General features: G+C 48.9%; 22 protein-coding genes. All 22 read right to left on the bottom strand.

The window, feature by feature from the left end; all coding sequences use genetic code 11:
* Nucleotides 1-159: 159 nt before the first annotated feature.
* On the bottom strand, nt 160-531 hold the full coding sequence (locus AB432_RS03325; protein WP_048031002.1) for a response regulator: 372 nt from the start codon (nt 529-531) through the stop codon (nt 160-162).
* A 233-nt stretch (nt 532-764) separates the two neighbouring features.
* Entirely contained in the window at nt 765-2375 is a 1611-nt protein-coding gene (gene ggt / locus AB432_RS03320; RefSeq protein WP_048031001.1) for a gamma-glutamyltransferase, read from the bottom strand.
* Nucleotides 2376-2697: 322 nt separating this feature from the next.
* The gene (locus tag AB432_RS03310) at nt 2698-3228 is read right to left on the bottom strand and encodes a chromate transporter (protein ID WP_048031000.1); all 531 of its coding nucleotides are present in this window, start codon (nt 3226-3228) and stop codon (nt 2698-2700) included.
* Entirely contained in the window at nt 3225-3806 is a 582-nt protein-coding gene (locus AB432_RS03305; protein WP_048030999.1) for a chromate transporter, read from the bottom strand. Before AB432_RS03305 ends, AB432_RS03310 begins: the two co-directional genes overlap by 4 nt.
* A 20-nt stretch (nt 3807-3826) precedes the next feature.
* Entirely contained in the window at nt 3827-4813 is a 987-nt protein-coding gene (locus AB432_RS03300) for an ABC transporter ATP-binding protein (protein WP_048030997.1), read from the bottom strand.
* Entirely contained in the window at nt 4810-5784 is a 975-nt protein-coding gene (locus AB432_RS03295; RefSeq protein ID WP_048030996.1) for an ABC transporter ATP-binding protein, read from the bottom strand. Before AB432_RS03295 ends, AB432_RS03300 begins: the two co-directional genes overlap by 4 nt.
* Before the next feature lie 35 nt (nt 5785-5819).
* Entirely contained in the window at nt 5820-6650 is an 831-nt protein-coding gene (locus tag AB432_RS03290; RefSeq protein ID WP_048030993.1) for an ABC transporter permease, read from the bottom strand.
* Complete coding sequence (locus AB432_RS03285; protein ID WP_048030991.1) at nt 6650-7606, bottom strand: ABC transporter permease; 957 nt, start codon at nt 7604-7606, stop codon at nt 6650-6652. Before AB432_RS03285 ends, AB432_RS03290 begins: the two co-directional genes overlap by 1 nt.
* Nucleotides 7607-7647: 41 nt before the next feature.
* On the bottom strand, nt 7648-9210 hold the full coding sequence (locus AB432_RS03280) for an ABC transporter substrate-binding protein (RefSeq protein ID WP_048030989.1): 1563 nt from the start codon (nt 9208-9210) through the stop codon (nt 7648-7650).
* A 119-nt stretch (nt 9211-9329) separates the two neighbouring features.
* Entirely contained in the window at nt 9330-9806 is a 477-nt protein-coding gene (locus AB432_RS03275) for an Lrp/AsnC family transcriptional regulator (protein WP_048030987.1), read from the bottom strand.
* A gap of 243 nt (nt 9807-10049) precedes the next feature.
* Nucleotides 10050-10520 carry a nucleoside deaminase gene (locus tag AB432_RS03270; RefSeq protein WP_048030985.1) on the bottom strand — a complete coding sequence of 157 codons (471 nt, stop codon included), beginning with the start codon at nt 10518-10520 and terminating at the stop codon, nt 10050-10052.
* Nucleotides 10521-10590: 70 nt separating this feature from the next.
* Entirely contained in the window at nt 10591-12477 is a 1887-nt protein-coding gene (locus AB432_RS03265; RefSeq protein WP_048030983.1) for an ABC transporter permease, read from the bottom strand.
* On the bottom strand, nt 12452-13222 hold the full coding sequence (locus AB432_RS03260) for an ABC transporter ATP-binding protein (protein ID WP_007729857.1): 771 nt from the start codon (nt 13220-13222) through the stop codon (nt 12452-12454). The genes AB432_RS03265 and AB432_RS03260 overlap by 26 nt, the downstream gene beginning before the upstream one ends.
* 229 nt (nt 13223-13451) lie before the next feature.
* A complete protein-coding gene (locus tag AB432_RS03255) occupies nt 13452-14468 on the bottom strand; it encodes a sensor histidine kinase (protein WP_048030979.1) in 1017 nt (338 codons plus the stop codon).
* Nucleotides 14465-15163 (bottom strand): response regulator transcription factor, encoded by a 699-nt coding sequence (locus AB432_RS03250; protein ID WP_048030977.1) that lies wholly within the window; start codon nt 15161-15163, stop codon nt 14465-14467. The genes AB432_RS03255 and AB432_RS03250 overlap by 4 nt, the downstream gene beginning before the upstream one ends.
* Nucleotides 15164-15819: 656 nt before the next feature.
* Nucleotides 15820-16335: a sigma-70 family RNA polymerase sigma factor gene (locus tag AB432_RS03240; protein WP_048030975.1), complete on the bottom strand. Its 516-nt coding sequence runs from the start codon at nt 16333-16335 to the stop codon at nt 15820-15822.
* A 277-nt stretch (nt 16336-16612) separates the two neighbouring features.
* On the bottom strand, nt 16613-17185 hold the full coding sequence (locus AB432_RS03235; RefSeq protein ID WP_048030974.1) for a GNAT family N-acetyltransferase: 573 nt from the start codon (nt 17183-17185) through the stop codon (nt 16613-16615).
* A gap of 178 nt (nt 17186-17363) precedes the next feature.
* Complete coding sequence (gene purB, locus AB432_RS03230; protein ID WP_048030972.1) at nt 17364-18659, bottom strand: adenylosuccinate lyase; 1296 nt, start codon at nt 18657-18659, stop codon at nt 17364-17366.
* Nucleotides 18656-19819, bottom strand: coding sequence for a 5-(carboxyamino)imidazole ribonucleotide synthase (purK, locus tag AB432_RS03225; RefSeq protein WP_048030971.1), 1164 nt, complete (start codon nt 19817-19819; stop codon nt 18656-18658). The genes purB and purK overlap by 4 nt, the downstream gene beginning before the upstream one ends.
* Nucleotides 19816-20304, bottom strand: coding sequence for a 5-(carboxyamino)imidazole ribonucleotide mutase (gene purE / locus AB432_RS03220; protein ID WP_048030969.1), 489 nt, complete (start codon nt 20302-20304; stop codon nt 19816-19818). Before purE ends, purK begins: the two co-directional genes overlap by 4 nt.
* A gap of 181 nt (nt 20305-20485) precedes the next feature.
* Nucleotides 20486-22024 (bottom strand): M1 family metallopeptidase, encoded by a 1539-nt coding sequence (locus AB432_RS03215; protein ID WP_048030967.1) that lies wholly within the window; start codon nt 22022-22024, stop codon nt 20486-20488.
* Nucleotides 22025-22043: 19 nt separating this feature from the next.
* On the bottom strand, nt 22044-23540 hold the full coding sequence (locus tag AB432_RS03210; protein WP_048030965.1) for a M1 family metallopeptidase: 1497 nt from the start codon (nt 23538-23540) through the stop codon (nt 22044-22046).
* Nucleotides 23541-23564: the final 24 nt, after the last annotated feature.

Here is a 23564-nt window from a genome sequence, read left to right as displayed (position 1 = left end):
CTACGATTCATCCAGTTTCCATGTACCCCAGCGAAAGGTGTCGCACTTCCTATTATAATCCATCCGTTAAAAAGGTAGAGAGGACTCCGCCTTCACTCAACAATGAACCCATAACTTCCTGTGATCAAAATTCCATACTAACATCACTGCTAGTTTGTTTCACCTAGTATCTGTTTCCAACAAATGTTGAACAGCCCATTCAATCCTCTCGAACTGTAAGGGCTTTGCGATGAAATCACGTGCACCTGCCTGGATCGCTTTGATGACAGTGTCGCGTCGTGCAACTGCGGAACAAATAATGATCTTCGCATCCTTATCCAGCTCCATGATTTTTCGGGAAGCAGCCAAACCGTTCATGCCTGGCATGGTAATATCCATCATGACAAGTGACGGTCGATACAAACAATAATTTCTAACAGCCTCTTCCCCTGAATCAGCTTCTGCAACTACCTTAATACCTAATTTCTCAAACATGTTTCGCAGCACGAGTCTCGTAAACGCTGTATCATCAACAATTAAAATGCTATTCATCCAAATTATTTTCTCCTATCTTTTATACCACGACTTTCGAACCGCCATAAGAGGTTTACTATACGCAAAAACGACATAATCTGATCATTTTCTACATTCTACTCGGAACATCTAGACAACTTCTGAACAAGAGAACATCACCAAAAGAAAAAACAGGCACAAAGAACCGCAAACAAAAAAAGCCGAAGCATCTGCTTCGGCTGAATTCACTCTTCTATTCGATTCTCTTTTTCCTACCAAGCTGCAATACAACTATCCGTACGCATATCCGTACCACCGCTCAGCACACCATTTTCATCACGCCAAATGATTTGTCCACGCCCGAAATAATTGCCGAGCTGTGCCCACTTGATTGTATGGCCCCTGCGCTCCAAAGCTTGTGCCAAATGCTCAGGGAAATGACGCTCCAGCTCCACCGTTTTGCCTTCCATCCACTGCCAACGCGGCGCATCAAGTGAGGCTTGTGGGTTGAGGTGAAAGTCGATCGTGTTCATGACCACCTGCACATGTCCTTGTGGCTGCATGAAGCCGCCCATGACGCCGAATGGCCCCACTGCTTTTCCGTCCTTCGTCAAGAAGCCCGGGATAATGGTGTGGAACGTTCTTTTGCCTGGCTCCAAGCAATTGTCATGAGCAGGGTCCAGCGAGAAGTTATGACCGCGGTTTTGCATGGCGATCCCTGTCCCCGGCACAACTACCCCGGAACCAAAACCCATGTAATTGCTTTGGATAAAGGAAACCATGTTGCCCTCACCGTCAGCAGTCGCCAAATAGACCGTGCCGCTCGTTTTCGGCTGACCCGGCTCTGGCGTCAAGGCTTCATGACCAATCAGTGCACGGCGAGTGGCAGCGTATTCCTCAGACAGCAATGCTTCCTTGGAGACTTTCATTTTGCTCTCTTCTGTGATGTATTTCAATCCATCGACAAATGCCAGCTTCATCGCTTCAATTTGCTTGTGATATGTTTCCGTCGTGTCTTTTGCGTCAAAATCAAAGCCCTTCAAAATGTTCAGCGCCATTAGACCGATCATCCCTTGCCCATTCGGCGGGATCTCCCACACGTCATAGCCGCGGTAGTTGACACTGATCGGCTTCACCCATTCCGGCGCATAGGCAGCCAAGTCTTCTTTGCGCAAATAGCCGTCACACTCCCGGGAGAACGCATCGATCTTGTCTGCCAGCTCTCCACGATAGAAGCTCTCTGCATTTGTTTCCGCGATTTGACGCAGCGTCTCAGCATGACCCGGCGACTTCCAGATGTCGCCCGCTTTTGGCACCTTGCCATCTGGCGTAAAGGTGGAGAACCAATGAGCGAACTCTTCCCCTTTGCATTGCTGGGAAAACTTTTTGTGTGCAGCGTTCCAATAATGCGCCAATGTTGGCGATACCGGATAGCCATTTTCCGCATAATCAATCGCTGGCTGCAAAACCTCTGTCAGCGGAAGGCGTCCAAAACGCTCGGACAAGGCGGCCCAGGCAGCAGGAGCTCCTGGTACAGTAACAGGTGTCCAGCCGTAGGTCGGCATTTCTTCCAGACCTTTTGCTTTTAATGCCTCAATGGAGATTCCTTGTGGTGCAGGCCCGCTTGCATTCAGTCCATGCAGCTCGTCTTTGATCCACACGAGGGCAAACGCGTCTCCCCCGATGCCGTTCGAGGTCGGTTCTACTACAGTCAGGCACGCAGCCGTTGCAATCGCAGCATCCACTGCATTTCCGCCCTTTTTCAATATATCGAGACCAGCTTGTGCCGCCAGTGGCTGCGAGGTCGCTACCATGCCGTTCTTGGCAAAAGTCGTCACGCGCTTCGATGCGTATGGGTATTCCATTGCGTCATAATTAACCATGATTCAAGCCTCCTAAATCGTTCGTTTAGCCGATAAGAAAGACCATAAGAGATGCACTGAAGGTCCTTTTGGTTTGAGTCAACATAGTGGAGGAGAAGAAAAAGCACAGTTCTCTCGACACTGACACGCCAGCATCTGGGATTTACTGTCCGTCTCCACTTCCAAAAGGGGACCGTCGAGCCAAAGCCACCCTACGGGCGGAAGTTTCTCAGGGAAGACGTGTTCGACAAGCGGGTCCCCTTTTGGAAGTTCCGACTGGGTAGGCTTAGTCAAGGTCTACGAGCCCTGTGCTTTTTCTTCTTACCAGCTTACGTAAACTTTCCTAGCCGATGAAAACAAACCCGTACACCATCGCTCCCAGAATGACAAAAGCGGGATGGATCTTCCATGTTTCGAGCAGAAGGTAGGATGCCACTGTCAAAATCCCTGTTTGCATCCAGCCGATTCCCTCGACTGCACCCATCAGGAATTGATACGTCATCGTTCCGAGCAAGACAGTAACGACTGGGCGTACCGATTGGGTCATCGCTTTTACCTGTGGAGCACTGCGGAATAAGTTAATAAAACCCATCAATAAGACCATCGCAATCGCTGTCGGAGCAACCGTTGCAAATAATGCGACTACTGCACCCGGTACGCCCGCTACCTGATAGCCAATGTATCCAGCAAGCTTGGTCGCGATTGGGCTGGGCAGTGCATTTCCTACCGCCAGCACTTCTCCGAATTCCTGTACACTCATCCACTGGTAATGGTCAACCACTTCATTTTGGATCAAAGGGATGCTCGGTGGTCCTCCCCCGTACCCCAAAATGTTGGAGATGAAAAAGGCCCAAAATAATTGCAGATAGATCATGCTACTCCCTCCTTGCCGTCCTTGTCCTTGCGCTTGCGGACAGACCAAGTAGAGTAGGCAAATGAAACGGCCAGCGCAATCCCTACGACGATGCCCGGATGCCAATCAAGGAAGAGCAACGCTACGAGTGAGAGGGCGAGGGAAAGGCTCACACCTGCTTTGCTGGACGCTCCCTTCCAGCCCTTTGAAAGGAATTCCCACGTAAGGACGCCTGTCATGACTGCGATTACCGGACCGATTGCCTGGATCATGCCGTATACACCCGGCGCATCCTTCCATTGATAAATGACTTGCAGCAAACCGATCATCACAAGCACGATTGGCATCACTACTGCGATGTTTGCCACCAATGCACCCTTCCAGCCTTTTACCCGATAGCCGATAAAGGCGGCCAGCTTGGTCGCAATGGGCCCTGGAAGAGCGTTGCCTAGCGCCAGATTGTCGGAAAAGTCCTCATCTGTCACCCATTTGTACTTTTTCACGCATTCGGTGTAAAAGAGAGGAACCATCGTAGGTCCTCCCCCAAACCCGAAGATTCCGATGCGGAAAAAGGCGAGAAATAATTGCCAGTAAATCATAGCTGTACCTCCGTCCTTGCCTAGCGGAAAAGTTCGCCCGATTGTACCAAATGACAGGATACCAATTGGCCGTCGCCGATGTCTGACAGACTGGGCACCTGTGTCTTGCAAATCTCGGTCGCATACGGACAACGTGGGTGAAACGTGCAGCCGCTCGGTGGATTTGCGGGACTCGGCAAATCGCCTGTCAACAAGATCCGTTCGCGCTTTTGCCGTGGTTTCGCTACTGGAACAGCCGAGAGCAGCGCCCGTGTATACGGATGACTCGGGTTCTCAAATAGCGTCCGCTTGTCAGCAATTTCTACAATCCGTCCCAAATACATCACCGCGATCCGGTCGCACAAGTGCTTCACGACCGACAAATCATGCGAAATGAACATCAGGGTGAGATTGAATTCTTTTTTCAAATCCTTCAACAAATTGAGTACCTGTGATTGAATCGATACGTCCAATGCAGATACGGGCTCATCGGCAATGATCAGCTTTGGTTTTACGACCAGTGCGCGGGCGATTCCGATCCGCTGCCTCTGTCCGCCGGAAAAATCGTGTGGATGGCGGTTCAGATGTTCTTTTCGCAAGCCAACGACCTGAATAATCTCTTCGATGACTTTTTCCCGCTCTACCTTTGTCCCGATGTTGTGTACCATCAGCGACTCCATCAAAATCTGCTTGATCGTCATCCGTGGATTCAGTGAAGCGTATGGGTCCTGAAAAATCATTTGCAGGTTTCGGCGCATGATGCGCATTTCTTCTTTGGGAAGCTTCGCTAAATCTTTGCCATCAAACCAGACTTCTCCTGCTGTCGGCTCCAAAAGGCGTAGAATCGTTCGGCCCGTCGTAGACTTGCCGCAGCCCGATTCCCCTACAATGCCAAGTGTTTCACCGGGATACACTGTCAAATCAATACCATCGACTGCTTTGACATGTCCCGTCGTCCGCTTCAAAAAGCCACCCTTGATGGGAAAATGCTGTTGCAGCCCTTTTACTTCTAAGAGAGGTGTCGTCATGCCTGTTCTCCCTCCTTCGTATACAGCCAGCAGCGACATTTTTGATTGTCCAGTTGCAAGAGTTCTGGGGGCTTTTCGTGACAAATCGCAATGGCTTGCGAACAGCGCGGGGCAAAACGACAGCCCACTGGCATTTGATAAGGCAAAGGAACTGCTCCCGGAATGGTTTCCAGATATTCGCGCTCTTCGTCCAGCTCAGGAATCGAGTTCATCAGCCCGATCGTATACGGATGCTTTGGATTGTCAAACAGCGTATCGACATCAGTCTCCTCAACGACTTGTCCGGCATACATGACGATAACACGGTCGCACATCTCGGCTACCACACCCAAATCATGTGTAATCAGCATGATGGAGGTTCCGGTCTTCTCTTTTAAATCGCGCATCAAATCAAGAATTTGCGCCTGAATCGTCACATCCAGTGCCGTTGTCGGCTCGTCTGCAATAATCAGCTTCGGATCGCAGGACATCGCCATCGCAATCATTACACGCTGGCGCATCCCTCCTGAGAGCTGATGCGGAAATTCTCCGTAAATCTCTTCGGCACGAGGCATTCCGACTGCTTTTAGCATCGCAATCGCCCGGTCCTTTGCCTCTGCCTTCGTTACCTTGCGATGTAGCATGACTGCTTCCTCAATCTGTTTGCCTACGGTATGCAGCGGATTGAGGGATGTCATTGGCTCTTGAAAAATCATCGCGATTTCATTACCGCGTACACCTTGCATCTCTTTTTCCGACAGCGCAAGCACGTTCTTCCCATTGAAGCGAATCGATCCTTCCGTGCTTCCGTTGGGCGGCAGCAAGCGCATGATCGACAGGCTGGTTACACTCTTCCCACAGCCCGATTCGCCCACGACGCCAAGCGTTTCACCAGCACGGATAAAGAAGTCGACGCCGTCCACGACACTGACGACACCGCTGTCCGTGCGAAAACGGGTTCTCAGTTGCTCCACTTCCAAGATGGTCGTCATCTGCTCCACTCCTTTTCTCCCGTGTAGGGCATTCATTATTTACGTGCGCGTGGGTCCAGAACTTGCTGTAGACCATCCCCCAACAAGTTGAAGCCCAGCACAACTAAGAAGATGGCAATCCCCGGATAAAACGTCGCATAGGGGGCGACGGACATAAGCGTTTGTGCTTGGTTTAGCATGCTGCCCCAGGAGGGAGTCGGCGGCTGTACACCCAATCCGAGATAGGACAAGGATGCTTCTGCGATAATCCCGGATGCCATTGCCAACGTCGCTTGAATCACAATCGGGTTCATGGCGTTCGGCAAAATGTGGCGGAAAATAATGCGTGCATCCTTTACCCCAACCGAACGTGCTGCTTGAATATACTCCATATTTCGAAGGGAAAGAACCTGACCGCGTGTAATCCGTATAAAAGCAGGGGCAAAACCAATCCCAATCGCCAGCATGGCATTCCCGAAGCCTGAACCAAGCACCGCCGAAATCGCCAGAGCCAGAATCAAAAACGGAAAGGCCTGCATCGCATCGACGCTTCGCATGACGATCCACTCATCCCAAAAGCCGCGGTAGTAACCTGACAAGAGTCCAATCGGCACCCCAATCAGCATCGCAATACCAACAGAGATCAGCGCTGCCTGAATGGAGATGCGCGCCCCGTAAACAACACGGGAGAAAATATCCCGACCGAGATCATCGGTCCCAAACAAATGCTCACCATCTGGCGATATCAAAATTTTGTTATAGTCTTGTGCATTGGGGTCGAAGGGTGCGATCAGCGGCGCGAAAATCGCCACCACGATCAATCCGAGGATAATCACCGCTCCGATGACGCCCAAACCATTCCGGAGAAATTTGCCCACGGTTTTCATCACTCACCTGCTCCTTTCCCAGCCTTGATGCGCGGATCAATGACAGCGTACAAAATGTCGACAATCAGGTTTACCAAGACAACGAGAACCGCAGAAACAAGAATGGCTCCTTGAACCGTTACGTAGTCACGTTTGAAGACAGATTCCACAATCAGACGGCCAAAGCCAGGAATCGAAAAAATCGACTCGGTAATCACCAGACCACCCAACAAGCCTGCGATCATCAAACCCGAGGTCGTTACCACTGGAACCATCGCATTTCTCAGCGCATGCCCCAAAATCGTGCGAGCCTCATTCAATCCCTTCGCTTTCGCTGTCCGAATAAAGTCCATGCTCACGACATCGAGCAAAGAAGAACGCAGCATTCGCATCAATACGGCAGATTCCCGCAAGCCCGTTGCCAAACAGGGCAGAATCATGGCCATCAGGTTTTGTGTAGGATTCTCGGAAAACGGTACATAACCAGATGAAGGCAGCCACTGGTTTTCCACGGCAAAGAAAATAATCATCATCATCGCCAGCCAGAAGCTGGGGATACTCATACCGCCTAGCGCAGTAAAAGTACTTGTATAGTCAATCCAGGTCCCACGTCGCACTGCTGCGAGAATTCCCGCAGGAAACGCAATCAGAATCGCTACCAGGAATGTTCCGATCGTCAATTCCACGGTAGCCGGGAGTCTTTGCATTATTAAGTCTGCGACCGGTACACGGTCCGTAATCGATATTCCCAAATCACCCGTTACCACTTTTCCTAACCAGGAAAAATACTGCACCACGATCGGCTGATCCAATCCCAGCTCGGTTCGCAGTGCCCTATAGGCTTCCGGTGTCGCTTCCTCTCCTAAAATGACCCGGGCAGGATCGCCCGGGATCATATGAATCAAAGAGAATGTCATAATCGACACCAGCAGGAGAATCGGGATTGTCAGCAATAGACGCCTGACTATGAACATCATGACAATTCCTCCTTGCTCTTGCTGTTATAGTGTTGCGTTACCTATTGCTTGTCCAAATTGGCTGTACGGATCAAACCGTCTGGGACATACGTAAAGCCGGTTACTTTCTTGTTCATGCCAATCAGTACATATTGGTGGTACATGTAGGCATAGCCCGCTTCTTCTTGCAGCAATGTGGCAGCTTCGTCATACAGCGCCTTACGTTTTGTTTCGTCCAGCTCACCACGTGCTTTGATGACCAGTTCATCCAGCTTCGGAATGGAAATGCGGCCATCGTTGTTTGATGTATCCGTTACGACGAAGTCATGGAAGTTTTGGTCAGGGTCCTGACGTCCAGACCAACCCAATTGCATCGCTTCAAATTCGCCTTTATCGCCTGTTTCGATCAATTGTCCATATTCCAATTTTTCCAATGTCACGTTGATGTTGTGTTGTTTCAGCATGTTTTGCAATACCGCACCCAGTTGCTCATTCTCCGGAGAAGTAGAGATGTACAGCTTGAAGTTAAATCCGTTTGGTTGACCGCCCTTCGCGAGCAAATCCTTGATTTCCGCTGCATCCGGCGGCTTCGGTGTGTTCAGTGCTTCATTGAAAGCCAGACTGCCTTTTGTAAATGCTGTGCGAGCTGGTGCCGCATAGCCGTTAAACAGTACTTTTACCAGGGCTTCACGGTCAATAGCACGATCCACAGCCTGACGGAGATACTTGTTGTCAAACGGCGGGCGAGAGTTGTTCAAGTAAAGACCTTGGTAACCCATGCCGGATTCCGCAACCAATTGCAGGTTCGCATCGCCCTTGATGGCAGGGATTTCTTTTACAGGGGTATCATCGATGATATCCAGCATGCCGGAGCGCAGATTTTGTACTTTCGCTGTTCCATTCGTGAATACTTTGTAGTTCACTTCATCGATCTTCACTTGACCATTCCAGTAGTTTTCATTTTTCTTCAGCGTCACGTGGTCGCCTTTTACTTGCTCTACAAATACGTATGGGCCTGTACCAACCGGATGATTGAGGTATTGATCGCCATGTTCCTTCACTGCTTTTGGCGATACCATAATGCCCGAACGGTCAGTCAATACGGACAAGAATGGAGCGAAAGGCTCTTTCATCTGGATTTTTACGGTATGCTTGTCCACTACGGCAACCGAATCTACGAATTTCAATTCGCCTTTCCGGCGAGACTTCTCATCGTTCATGTTGCGCTCGAAGTTGAATTTCACGGCCTCAGCGTCAAACTCGGTGCCATCGTGGAATTTCACGCCTTGCTTTAGCTTCAATGTATAGGTCTTGCCGTCTGGCGTTACTTCATGCGATTCCGCCAGCATTGGCACTATTTTTCCTTCTGAGTCGATATCAAACAGCTTGTCATAGAGGCTCACGTATACTTGACGGTCGTACAGCGAAGTCGAAGTGTTTGGGTCCATTGATGGCGGGTCTGCCTTTAACCCAATATTCAGTACTTTTTTGCCGGAGGCTGGTGCTGTTGTTGCGGCTTTGCCGTTATCTGTAGTCGCACTATTTCCTCCTCCACAGCCTGTTACCAATAAAACTGTCCCCAGAACAGCACTGAGCATCGCTTTGCTCACTTTGGTCGAAAACATAGGATGACCCCTTTTCTCTCATATTTTCTCTAGTCTCTTCTCAGAATCGTTCGTCATTCATTTCATCATCCCAGCGGATTTTCGTCCGATGGCATTCCCCCTTCCAAGGTCACTCGTGCTTAACGGATAAAGTTATACTTGGACTTCAGTATTTTCAGTTCGTTAATGACATTCGTTTTGGAGATACCAGGAATTTTGTGTAGCTTTTTGAGTAAAAATTGCGATAATTCTTCGTTACTTGTTACGAGCACCTGTGTGAAAAGCTGATATTCACCAGAAGTGAGTACGATGAGCCTGATCTCTACGGTTTCCGTTAACGCAGCAACCACATCGTCCAGCTTTTCCGCATCCACAGCCACTTGAATCATCGCCTGTACGTGAAACCCTGCCTTGACTGGATTGACAATACCGACCAGACTCAGGGCGCCTTCGTCCTGCAATTGCTGAACGCGCATGCGGATCGTCTTTTCCGTGACCCCGAGGTCCTTCGCAATCTGTGTAAACGGCAAGCGCGCATTTCCTTGCAAGGCCCGAATGATCCCATAGTCGATGTCATCTAAATCAGGATAAAGTGATCTTCGAAAAGTTTCTTCCATATAAACACACCTTTATTCGTCTTTTTTCAGCATAATCCAACCTTATTACAGCTATATTTTATGAAAATAGGTCGAATTCCATAATGATTGTTGTTACTATAATACGATTTTCGACATAGTGCAATACCTTTATCTGAAAATTTCATTTTGAAAGCATTTTCATTTTATTTTTTTCTTTCCATCTATTCTTGCTATAAATAAAACGAAGAAAAAGAGCCTACTCCACACAGGAGAGGCTCTTTATTAATATTCGATACGGTCCTGAGATTGAGACCATGCTTCAAATGGACTCTGTCTATTCGCAAGATTGATTCTCTGAAAAGGAATGCTGCGCTCCTCATGAGGGAGAACTATCTGCTCATAAATAAACTGATCATCAAAACCGACATGCGCCGCATCTTCTTTCGTGCAAGCGTAATAGACATTGCGCGGTCTGGCCCAATAGATGGCTCCCAGACACATCGGACACGGCTCACAGCTCGTATACAGGTCACAATCGTTTAACTGAAAGGTTTGGAGATGACGACATGCTTCCCGAATTGCTTGAATTTCAGCATGTGCCGTAGGGTCATTACTCGTCGTCACTTCATTGCGCCCTCGCCCGATAATCTGCCCCTCCTTCACGACAATGGCTCCAAACGGTCCGCCTATTTTATCACGTACATTTTCAAACGCAATCTGTACGGCTTGACCCATCCATGCCTCTTGTTCCATCCGCCTGCCCCCTCGCATCCGTCTCCTTTTATCCTATGTCCATGCGCATCTGGACATGATGGAAAAGTCATTAGCGGTTCATTGATTGCTTTAAATGGAACAAGTAACGGTTTCGAATGATCCAGAAATACACACCTTGAACAACAACGAAGCTGCATAGGACAATCGCGGTCGGTTTGACCACAGACGCGACAAGAATTAGCTTCAACAAGCTTTGCAGGGAAACGAACGCCACCATGCTGTGAATAATGGCTACCACAATCGGCACGAAGAACAACAGGGCAACCTGGGTCGTGACGATCCGCGTCAATTCCGCATCCGTGAGTCCAATCTTGGAAAGCGCTCCATAATGCCGCTTGTCGTATTCCAGATCCGTGTACAGACGGAAATAGAGAAAGCTTGCTGCGGCTACAAAGAACAACACGCCCACAAACAATCCGATAAAGAGTCCCATATTCGCCATTTGTTTCATGGTGTGGTAGTAGGGCGCACGAGCTGAAAACGAATAATTTTCTTCGAAATGAGGAATATCTTCCTGAAGCTTGAGACTAAGATCCTGCGTTTCCTTCCATCTTGGCACCTCGTAAACAAAGCGCTTTTCTTCCTTCATTTTCGGAAGCTGGTCATACACCTGATTCGGTACGACAACCAATCGCTCAAATTCAATCCCTCTGATCAATGGAGTCATATTCGTATCTGTTTTGACTGCGAGCTGTGCCTTCCCCACTTGCAGCGTTTTGCTCGCTACCGAATCACCAATCCAATTGAGCAGTACGAAGGCCTCTTTATTCGTCATTTCGAGTACAGTCGAATTGGATGCTACCGCCAGCCGATTGTAGTCAGACAGCTTGACTACTCCGACCCTTTCCTCCTGAACCATATCTGGCAAAACTCGCATTGCCACTTGATATTTTTCGAAGGAAAAGCCACTTTGCTGCAAGCTCGTTTCGATTAACGCCAGATGCTGCGCTCTCTCCGCATCGCTTTGTTTGGACTGGTATTCAAACGCAAACGGATGTGTTTTCATCACCGTGATCTGAATCGATCCAGCCAAAGCTGCCAGCGTGCCAATCGCACAAAAAGCAACGGTAGAGACGATGCTGACCAAAAAGAACATCCGTGCATTATCCTTCATCCGATAGGCCAGATCAGAGAGCGTCAGGAGATTCGTACCTTTCCAATAGAAAACGCGACGCTTCTTCAGAAAATCGATGAAGATGACGCTTAACTGAGTAAACAACAGATACGTTCCTACAGTCGTCAGCGCAATGACCGGAAGCATCAGCACGAGCACATTCACGCCATCAGCCGTGAGGGCTAAGGCATAGCTCATTCCCAACAAAGCTACTGCGACCAGAGACAGCACTAACGATGCCCTCGGCTCACGCTTAGGCCGACCACTTCCTTGCAACAGATCCAACAGACTACGGCTTCGCAGCACGAGGACGGTAAACAGTGAAATGGCTGCATACAAGATGAGAAACGCCACCACTGTCAAACCGATCGCTTTCCACGGGAAGTAAAACCCGAGTGCTTTTACATCCAGCAAAAATCCGGCGAATTGGAAAAACAGCTTGGCGAGAACCAACCCAAGCCCAATCCCGATGGCAATCGAGACAATCCCAATCAGCATGTTTTCCATAAATATCAGCGTATTCCGCTGTAGCGGTGTCATGCCCTGGATAAAAAGGATGCCGAACTCCTTCTCCCTCTTTTTCAGGAAAGCTCCAACACAGTAAAAGAGAAAAAAGAAGGAGAACAGAAAAATGACGTACTCAGCCGCCATCATCCCAGTGGCTACGGATTCATGGATCTCCTGTCCGATAATTTCCGGATGAAAAATGAACATCGCATAAACGAAAAAGATTAAGACAGAAAAAACGCTACTCATGAAAAACGCAGCGTACATCCGTTTATTTCGTACAACGTTATTACACGCGAATTGTCGAAAGGTCATAGGTGTTCCCTCCCAAAAACGACAATGAGTCAATAATTTTCTGGAAGAATACCTGTCGACTCTCACCACGATACATCTCGTTATGGAGCTGTCCGTCTTTAATAAAAATCACCCGATGGCAATAGCTGGCCGCCAAAGCATCATGCGTCACCATCATCATGGTGGTATTGTCCCTCTTATTGATCGCTTCCAGTGTCTCCATCACATTGCGTGAAGACTTGGAATCAAGATTTCCTGTCGGCTCGTCAGCGAGCAAAAGCGATGGGGAATGAATGATCGCCCTGGCAATTGCCGTCCGTTGGCGTTGTCCCCCAGATACCTCGAAGGTCCGCTTTTCCAAAATGTCCTGAATCCCTAGCTTCTCTGCAACACTTTGCAGCTTTTCTTCCATGACCGATACTTTCTCATTGTCCAGCGTCAGTGGCAACACGATATTTTCCCCAATCGTCAACGTGTCCAAGAGATTGAAATCTTGGAACACAAAACCGAGCTCACGGCGACGAAACAGGGCTAGTTTATCTTTTTTTAAATGATGCGGATTCGTACCGTTCAAAAGAACCGCACCAGAGGTTGGTGTATCAATGGTGGAGATCATGTTTAATAGCGTAGTCTTGCCACTGCCTGAGGGGCCCATAATACCGACGAATTCGCCCTTGCGAATCGAAAAATCGATATCGGTCAGCGCGCGGTAGGTTACCTTGCCCCCGTATATTTTACTTAAGCTATTTACAGCAAGCATTTCCATGCGCCATTCCCCTTTCTTGCACTTTCAAATTCGTCTTTTCAGCACCGAGAAAGAGGAGAGAACCTGCAAAAGGAGGAGCAGAGTGTAGGAATCTACATGAGCACCGGACTTTAAAGGTGAACACCTCTTTCGATGTCGAATCAGCTTTCTTAATTACTTCGTGATCAAAAGACGACTTTTTGAACTACCTCTTCAACTATACGAAAGTGCGCATAGTGCAACTATCGAATTAACTTTCAGCTATCTTACTTTCTTGTAAGGTTGGGACGACGGCAGACAAGACAATACGTACGGTTGTCCCCTCGCCCACTTCTGATTCCATTTCCACCCCATGATGGAGCCGCCCGCAAATTTCTTTCACCAAGTACAGCCCCATCCCGGTGGATTCAGGGTATTTGCGCCCGTTTTCTCCTGTAAAATACGGCTTGAACACGCGACGAATATCTTCGCTAGGGATCCCGATTCCATAATCCTGCACTTCCAGTATGGCATGTGCTCCGCGTTCATACGCACGAATGGTGACCTTGTTGCTTTTCCCTGCTGAATAACGAACGGCATTCGTCAACAATTGGTTGAGGACAAAAGCAAGCCACTTATCGTCCGATTCCACTCGCCAACTTTCATCCACTTTTACCTCAGGATACACCTGGTTGCGAATAAACAGCCGCTTGTTTTCAGCCAACACATTCTGCACCAAAGAACGCAGCGTTACGGGCTCAATCAGGAAGTCCTGTTCAAAACGGTCGAGGCGAGCTATGTACAAAACGGTTTCCAGTCCACGCTTGATCCGGTCCACTTCTTCACGGACGCTTTCGGCTGTTGGATCGTCTTCATTTTGCAGCAACAGATGAATAACCGAAATCGGCGTCTTCATCTGATGAACCCACTGCTGAATAAACGTCGTATGGTCCCGTTGCTTGTTTTCGTAGGCATGAAGCTGTTCTTTGTAGAGTCGGTATTGCTCCTGACTGATGTCATCCATCGCGCGGCACAACGGTGAATTCCCGTATGTCTGGGTCAGCTCCTCTAATGACTCTACCGGCTTGCTCAGTCGCTGATAGATTGCGCGGTGAGACAAATAACGGATGGCGAGAAAAGCCCCCGCGAAAAAAACAGATAAAAACATGACGTAGATCATCAATGATTCATTCCAGTACCCATCCATCGCAAAAATCATAATCAATAAGATCAATTGGACGAGAAAAAACGCTGCGAATGGCCATTGATCTCGAAGGAACAGCTTCATTGCCCTTCCTCCCAAGTCGCACGTAGGCGATATCCAGAACCGCGAACTGTCTCGACAGCTCCCTCTAAGCCCAAGTCCTTTAGCTTGCCGCGCACGCGTGTGATGTAGACATTCAGCGTGTTTTCATCGACAAACTGTTCATCCCACAGCTTTTCTAGCAATCGCTCACGGCTGACGACACGTGGATGTTGATTCATCAAGGCTTCGAGCAGTAACGCTTCCTTTTTGCTCAGCTCGATTTTGGTATCGTACATGGACAGCTCCATTCGCTCCAAAAACAGCTTGAGCCCCGCTACCTCAACTGTACGCTCCCCTTCTTGCGGAGCATATTGTCCGTAAGCACGGCGTAGCTGACTGCGGATTTTGGCCAAGACCACATCGTAGTCAAACGGCTTTGTGATATAGTCATCAGCCCCATTTTCCAAGGCCATCACCTGGTCCATTTTACTTTCTCGTGCTGAGATGAACAGGATCGGGCAGTTGGACTCTTGGCGCATTTGCCGGCACCAATAAAATCCATCAAATTTCGGTAGATTCACATCCAACAGAACCAGATCAGGACGACCTTGGGTAAATACCTCCATGACTCTATCGAAATGTTCAACATTGACTGTTTGAAATCCGTATTTTTCCAGTTGTTCTTGCAGCAGCTGGTTGATTTTCGGGTCGTCTTCTACAATCATAATTGTGGACATCACTCATACTCCTCTCGTCTTGAGTCTCCTCCATTTTATTCTTTACTATACCATTAGAAAACTAGACTACGCCAAGCCTTTGGCGTTTCTCTTACTTTGATGTCTATTGAAAAAGCGGCTTGTACGTTGCTGTTGTGGAGGAGAGGAAACAGGAGAAAACGCTTAGCTTCTAGGGCCACCCCCTGTGGGACCCTCTGCACGACTCCATGCAAAAAGTGAAACCGCGTCCAAAGTTGTCCTTTCAGGATGTGTTTCAGAGGTGGACGCTTAAGGGCATGTTTCGCTTTTTGCATTGCGTCTCGGTCGGTGTCCCTAAGATCTTCGCTTATTTCTCCTGTTTCCTCTACGAGCTTTCCGTGTGATCCGATTTAAATGCCTTAATAGATTGAAGAATGCCATCAGTAACGCCAGAGAAGAATATTTCCAGGCGTAGCGACTTGTGGAGTCCTACTGAGCGGAGATGGGATTCGCGGGCAAAAGAAACGCAACCGTGCCCGTGCTACGAAGCGGCTACCACTTTTGCGTTTCCCCGCGAATCCCTTCGGAGCGGACAGTCTTGACCCACAGCAGGACGAAGCCCGGAGCCTAGCATGGAAATATTCTTCTCTTCACTACAGCTCCTCAATAGAAAAAAGGGTAGGACTGTTGTCCCCCCTTTATGCTTGATTCTCCATCAATTGCTGTAGCTTCTTAATCCCACGGAAGTGCAGGATTTTCACCGAAGCCTCTGTCTTACCCAAAATTTCCGCGATCTCATTCATTCGCAAATCTCCGAGATAGCGCAGGGCGATCACATTGCGCTGATCCTTTGTCAGCGTGTGCACCTTATCCCACAAGCCCTCGGTTGTCTCCTGATTCAGAAGGCACTCCTCCGGCAGCTTATCTGTTGCGACCATATTGCTAAATGTGTCCTGATCTACCGGACTCTCCCGCTTCTTGCGCATATAGTCAATCAAAGCATTGTGCGCAATTCGGAAAATCCAGGCGCCAAAAGGATGGCGGCCATCGTACTGCTCAAGCTTGGAGTACACCTTGATAAACACAGTCGTTGTCAGGTCTTCCACATCCCAGACGTTTTTTACCCGGTAGCGGAAATAGCGATATATTTTAGCAGAGTAATCTTCGTAAATTTGTTGGTGACTTAATTTTGGATACATGATTGCTGTTGACATAATCGATCTCCCGTTTCGTGATCCGTATGAATTGATTTCATTGTACGCTCGAAACGAAGCAGGAACCATCGAGTTATATTTCAGGAAGCTTACACTTTTGTAAGGTACTTATGGGCTCGTTGTAAGCTCGCACAAGTAGGTACGGAAGAGGTTTCATTTCGGTTACAACTTTCAAAAGAAATCTTTAAAAATTTCTTAAGGAATTTTTTAAGTTGTCTTCAAAACCGTTTTTGGTGGGGGGAGTAGACTGATACTTTCACATCCGTTAACTCAGTTATCAATGATATTCATAACCTTTTGCTAATGAAAAGATATGGGTATCAGTCAGTTCTCCTGAGTCATGTCGGTTCACATTGCGTAAAGTACCCTCCAACGTAAAACCTGCCTTCTTAGCTACAGCTATACTTGCGTTATTCCGAGTATCACAGCGAATTTCAAGGCGGTTAGCTTCCAACTCTGAAATGGTAAAGGCAACGACACCTTTTACTGCCTCTGTCATTAGACCCTCACCAGTACGCGATGTGCGTAGCCAATATCCAATTTCAAATTTGCGTACATACCAATCAAAGCGATGGAGCCCACTACTGCCCACAAACTGCCCTGTATTCTTTTCGAATATATGTAGCACTAAGTCTGTGCGCTCTAGAAAATTGAGCCTGGCCTTACGCACGTAGGCTTCCGAATCGTCAATAGATGGGAGGTTTTTTACAAACGGAAGCCAGGGGCGCATCTCATTTACACTCTCACGTATGGCTTCATTTACAAATTGACCATCCCCCCATTGCGGTGCTCTAATCAATAATCGCTGAGTTTCAAAATGTTCCGGAAAAGAGAGCAGTAGTGGATTCATATTAGTCCTCCTTCTATCGGTATGAGTTTCCAATAATAGTAGCCGCTTGACCGCTCATTGACAATTGAAGGTAGTCTTGAATTCACTGTCAAGCTTTTTACAAAAAGCTGCGCTTCTCCCCCACCGAGGCTACTATATAAAAAGAAACGCCCCCGAAATAATTCGAGGGCACTTGCATTTAAATCAATCCGAGACGTTGGAAAATCGTATCCACATGCTTCAGGTGGTAACGGTAATCAAAGCACTCATCCAGCTCTTCCTTGGACAGTGTAGAGCTGACCGTTGCATCCTCCTCGACGATCGCACGGAAGGAACGTTGCTCTTCCCAAGCCTGCATCGCACGAGGCTGTACTGTATCATAGGCTTGCTCGCGGCTCATGCCTTTTTCGATCAGCTTGAGCATCACTTGCTGCGAGTAGATCAATCCAAAGGTACGGTCCATATTGCGCTTCATGTTCTCAGGGAATACCGTCAAGTTTTTCACGATGTTCATGAAACGGCGCAGCATATAGTTCAACGCTTGCGTCGCATCTGGCAAAATCACGCGCTCCGCAGAGGAGTGCGAAATATCCCGCTCATGCCAGAGGGAAACATTTTCATAAGAAGTGAGCATGTGACCGCGAATAACACGAGCCAGACCGCAAATGTTTTCGCTGCCGATTGGGTTGCGCTTGTGCGGCATTGCAGAAGAACCTTTTTGTCCTTTGGCAAAGGCTTCTTCCACCTCGCGCATTTCACTCTTTTGCAGACCACGAATTTCTGTCGCAAATTTCTCCAAAGATGTTGCGATCAATGCCAATGTTGCCATGTACTCGGCGTGGCGATCACGCTGTAAGGTTTGGGTCGAGATAGGCGCTGCCGACAGTCCCAGCTTCTCGCACACGTATGCTTCCACGAACGGATCGATGTTTGCGTATGTTCCTACTGCGCCAGAGATTTTCCCGTACGCCACTTCTTTTTTCGCAGCCTGAAAACGCGCCAGGTTGCGCTTCATTTCTTCATGCCACAGGGCCAGCTTCAAGCCAAAAGTCGTAGGCTCCGCATGCACACCATGCGTTCTGCCCATGCAAACCGTATCCTTGTGCTCACGAGCTTTGTCTGCCAAAATCTCGATGAAGTCTTCGATATCCTTCTCCAAAATCTCGTTCGCCTGACGCAGCAGGTAAGACAGCGCAGTATCCACCACATCTGTAGAAGTTAGTCCGTAATGCACCCACTTCTTTTCTTCGCCCAAGGTCTCCGATACCGCACGGGTAAACGCCACCACATCATGGCGTGTCTCTTCTTCGATCTCATAGATTCTGTTCATGTCAAAAGTAGCTTTTTCCCACAGCTTTTTCACGTCTTCCTCAGGAATGACGCCCAGCTTGGACCATGCTTCACACGCGAGAATTTCTACTTCCAGCCACGCTTTGAATTTGTTTTCTTCCGTCCAAATGGCGCGCATTTCCGGTCGGGAGTAACGTTCGATCATGATAATACCTCCGATGTATTCGTCCAGATTTTCAGCTCATCAATCAGGGTGAGCGCTTCTTCTACAGTAGGGGCGAGCACATTGATATGCCCCATTTTTCGCTTGGCCTTGCTCTCTGCTTTTCCGTACAAATGGAGCTTGGCTGTGTGCGGCAGCTTGTCGATCTGATCGATCACAGGCTGTAGATGCTCTCCCAAAATATTAACCATCACAACGCTCGAGAGCAACTCTGTAGATCCCAAAGGCAGATTACAAACCGCCCGAACATGCTGCTCAAACTGCGAGGTGACACAAGCATCCATGGTAAAATGCCCAGAGTTATGCGGTCGAGGTGCCAATTCATTCACATACAACTGACCATCTTCGGTCAAAAACAGCTCAACGGCAATGAGTCCGATCACATCCAGCTTTTCTACAATCGTGCGAGCAATTTCTTCCGCACGGGCTGCTACTTCAGCCGAAATACGAGCGGGTACGATGCTCAGGTGCAGGATGTTTTCCTGATGAATATTTTCTGACACAGGAAAAACAGCCAGTTCTCCCGCAGGATTGCGTGCAGCAATAACAGACAGCTCCATTTGGAATGGTACAAATTGTTCCACGATCAGCTCTGTACCTGCTTTGGACAACGTTTCATACGCCTCCGCCAGCTCAGCCTCGCTTCTCAATACCCATTGTCCTTTACCGTCATACCCGCCAGTTGCCGTCTTCATAACAGCAGGCAGTCCCAGTTCACGCACGGCGTCCTGCAAATCCTCCAGGCTATTCACGACACAAAACGGAGCAACAGGGATGCCGATCTCGCGAATGGCGGTCTTTTCCCGAATCCGGTTTTGGGTGATACGCAAAAGGCGGCTTCCCTGCGGTACGTAAGCGCGGCTCTCTAACACTTCAGCGACCTGCGCATCCACATTTTCAAATTCATAAGAGATGACATCACTGACCGAGGCAAGCTGCATCGCTGCTTCTACATCATCGTAGCTGGCAACAATTTGCCGATCTGCCGTTTGGCCGCATGGTGCGTCTGCTGTCGGGTCCATTGTGACAAAACGGTAGCCCATAGCTCGTCCCGCAAGAGCAATCATCCGTCCAAGCTGTCCTCCACCGAGTAATCCTAGGGTCGATCCTGGTTTGATTTGCTTACGGTCTTTGGTTGTCATTCGAGTTCACTAGCCTCCAGCACCTTATTGCATACATCATCACGTCTTTGCACGAACCGCTCTTGTACGTCTGGATATTTGATCCCCAAAATTTGCGCAGCCAATAGCCCTGCATTGATGGCTCCAGCTTTTCCGATCGCAACTGTCGCTACAGGCACGCCACCTGGCATTTGCACAATCGACAAAAGCGAGTCGAGACCATTCAAGTTGGATGATTTCACCGGGACACCAATAACAGGCAACTCTGTCTTGGCCGCTACCATTCCTGGCAAATGAGCTGCCCCGCCAGCACCCGCAATAATGACTTCCAAACCGCGGCTTTTCGCGGTCTCGGCATACGTAAACATCAAGTCTGGCGTTCTGTGTGCAGACACGACCTTCTTTTCGTACGGTACCTGCAATTCGTCCAAGATTGCGCAAGCTTCCTTCATTGTTTCCCAGTCTGACGTACTACCCATAATGACTCCTACCAAAGGCTGTAGCATGAACCATTCGCCCCCTACGTTTTGTAACATCAGAAGAAAACCCAACCGACTAACGGCTTTTCGCGCCGCTCTCATCGCCTGGGCTATTCGAACTCGTTTTCACTCAACGTATTCAGTGTAGCAGGGAGAAAGTTTGCCTGTCAACCTCGTTTCCGAACATTTAAAAATGAGAGATCAAAAATTATTCGTGTTTGCCTTTTTCTACCCAATTGCTTGCCGCTTCGGCTTTCTCTAGCTCAACCCGAAGCCAATAATCCAAATAGGGACTGGCATCCGCCCCCGCAGTTGCAGTCAATAGCGCTGTAATTTGCTCCCCATTCGCCTGCTTGTATTGATGATCCCGTACATATTGACGCAACACCTGATGCAGTCGTTCGACTCCCCATTCTTCTTTCAAGTTCCACCACATGGCACCCGCTCGCCCGTAGACGAGGTCATTGTAGCTCCTCCAGTCTGGAAAAGCCTCCACGGACGACTTCGCTGTGACTCCTTGGTTCGCATATCCTTCCGCTGCACGTGCTTGGCCTAGGCGCATCTGAATATACGCTTGTGAACGTGCGAGGGACTTTTGCTGTAAAAATACCATCGTCGCATAATCCGTCAGTCCCTCATCCAGCCAAGCCTCTCGCACCTCATCGTTTCCGACCAACCCGTAAAACCACTGATGTGCCGTTTCGTGCGCTACGACCGCTTCCCCCATGCCATCGCTCCGCTCAAAATACTCCTGGGCAATAAAAACGAGGCTCGGGTACTCCATCCCGCCAAAGAAGCCGCCTGTTTTGACAACATCATATTCCTTATACGGATACACCCCGAACTGTTTTCCGTAATAATCGAGTGACTCCCTGGCAGTCTCATGTATTCGTTCTACGTTTTGCGGGTCATCACTTTTCTGCACCCACGTACGTACGATGGTTTCTCCGACCTTGCCAGATATGGGCTGGTACGTTTCGTCCATAACGACAAGGGCAAAATCCCGAACGTTCCAGGCGTCCACCTCATAGATTTTTAGCCGTTGCGGTCTCGTCTCGGTGATGACAGCCACGCTCTCCAATCCACTCGTAGCAAGCTGGTACCCCTCTGATAATTGCACACGCAAATGATAATTCGCCACATCCGAGTAAAAAGGATCGCCAATCGCGGAATAAGGATCGAGCCGCCAGCCTCCTGCATCCTTTACCGCCAGGATTGGGAGCCAGTTGCCCAGCCACATCGCATGATCATGGTAAGACATTCGCCCGTTGTTATAAGGAACCTCGAGCTGAAAATTCATCTCCACTACCGTCTCAGCAGACGATGTTCTTGCAGGAAGGGGCACTTGTAAAAGCGTTTTGGTCTTTCCTGCATACTGTACGCCGACACTTTTTCCGTTTACCCGTACTTCGCTTATCTTGATACCACCGGGCTCACGCTGTTTGCCCAGCACAACCTCCCAGTTCTCTCCACTGAGAGCAGCATTCGCAGAAAAAGCATTGGGATATAAATGAAAAAAAGCTTGGTCATCTTGTGGGACAAAGCGAGCCGTCAGCATGCCTTTCACCACGTGCTTGTTCATATCGATTTGTACGTCGGCCTTGTAAGTGACTGCAGCCTGCCTTTGACCAATCGGCACAATCTCCTGAGCATCTAAGCCTGCCTGCCCTGTCCAAGGACGAATGGTCAATAATACAGTCAAAACGACTCCTACTGCCACGATGACCACCCAATGCTTCCGCCACATCGTAATCCCCTGCCTTCGATTACTTCTTCTGATGCTTGAGACGTTGGCGCTCCAGCCAGGCTGCTGCCTGTTCCTGCTGGGACATGTCTACTTTCAACCAATAATCCAAGAAAGCACTCGCATCTTCTCCTGCCATCTCAGATAGAAAGGCTTCCCAATCCTTTCCGGTCACAACCTGATAACGGTACTTCTCAACAAACTGCTTCAAAACGTCATGTACCCTTTCTTCCCCCCACGCTCCCTGCAATAGCCACAGCATCGAGGACGGTCGGGAATAGACGAGATCGCTATAACTCTGATTATCTGGGAATGCTGACAGCGCTTGCCAAGGACGCAGTTCCTCTGCCACGTAATACTGAACAGAGGTGCCCTGCTCCAGCCGTCTGCGCACCCGTTCTGCTCCCAACAGCGGGTCTTGCTGAGATAAGTACGAGAGTGTCACGTACTCCGTGAATCCCTCATCCAGCCACGCTTCCTTTACCTGATTATTTCCGAGCAAGCCGTAAAACCACTGATGTGCCGTCTCATGGACAACCGTGACGATACCTGTTTCTTCCCCGGAAAAGAAATGACGCCCATCGAGAAAGACCAATGCTGGGTACTCCATTCCATTAATCGCGCCACCAGTCCTTACCACATCGTATTCGGGATATGGATAGGCACCCAATTGATCATGAAAATAGGCGAGAGACTTCACTGCTGCTTCATGAATCTGCTCAGCAGTTGCCGGATCATCTGTTTTCCGCCACCATGTTCGGACGGCTGTTTCTCCCACTTTCGTTTCCCTTCGCTGATAGGAGGCATCCATAACGACCAGGGCAAAATCCCTCACGTTTTCTGCACCGAGCTGTATTGTCTTTTCTCCCTCACGAGCAGATACCTGCTTCGCAGCCCTGTCTGGCGCCGTGCTCGCCAATTGATAGTCTTTTGGCAGCGTCACGCTCACTTCATAATCTGCGCTCTCACTGTAAAATGGATCACCGACAGGCTCGTACGGATCGAGATGCCATCCTTCTTTGTCGTACACCGCAAGAACCGGAAGCCAGTTCCCCAGCCAGATCGATTGGTCATCGTACGACATCCTGCCGTCGTTTCGCGGAAGAGTCATCTCGAACTCCAACACAATCTTTCGTGGGCCCGTCTGTCCTTCTAGAGGCACTTCGAGGATGTTCAGGTCGTTCGTCTTTTTACCGACAACCGCTACTCCATCGACCAAGAGCTTTTTATTAGTGTATGAGCCAGGCATTGGGGCATTGCCTAAAAGTTCCTCCCATAGCATGCCTTGATGCTCTTCTGTAAATACGTTCGGGTAAAGATGGAGATAGGCACGAGTAGGGTCTTTTGGCCAAAAGGTAATCGTTACGGTTCCTGCTACTTCTTTCTTGATAGGATCAATTCGCACATCAGCCTGATAGAGTGGTTTACGCGTAAGCGCAGTACCCTCCTCAGCATTTACAGGCAACATCCACGTCAAAAACAATAAGCTACAACCGGCCATTGAGACCCATTTCTTCACGCCATCTCCCCCTTTTCTCTACTG

Source organism: Brevibacillus brevis, from assembly GCF_001039275.2.
In the GTDB taxonomy this organism is placed as follows: domain Bacteria; phylum Bacillota; class Bacilli; order Brevibacillales; family Brevibacillaceae; genus Brevibacillus; species Brevibacillus brevis_C.
This window is presented reverse-complemented; position numbering and strand designations above follow the sequence as displayed.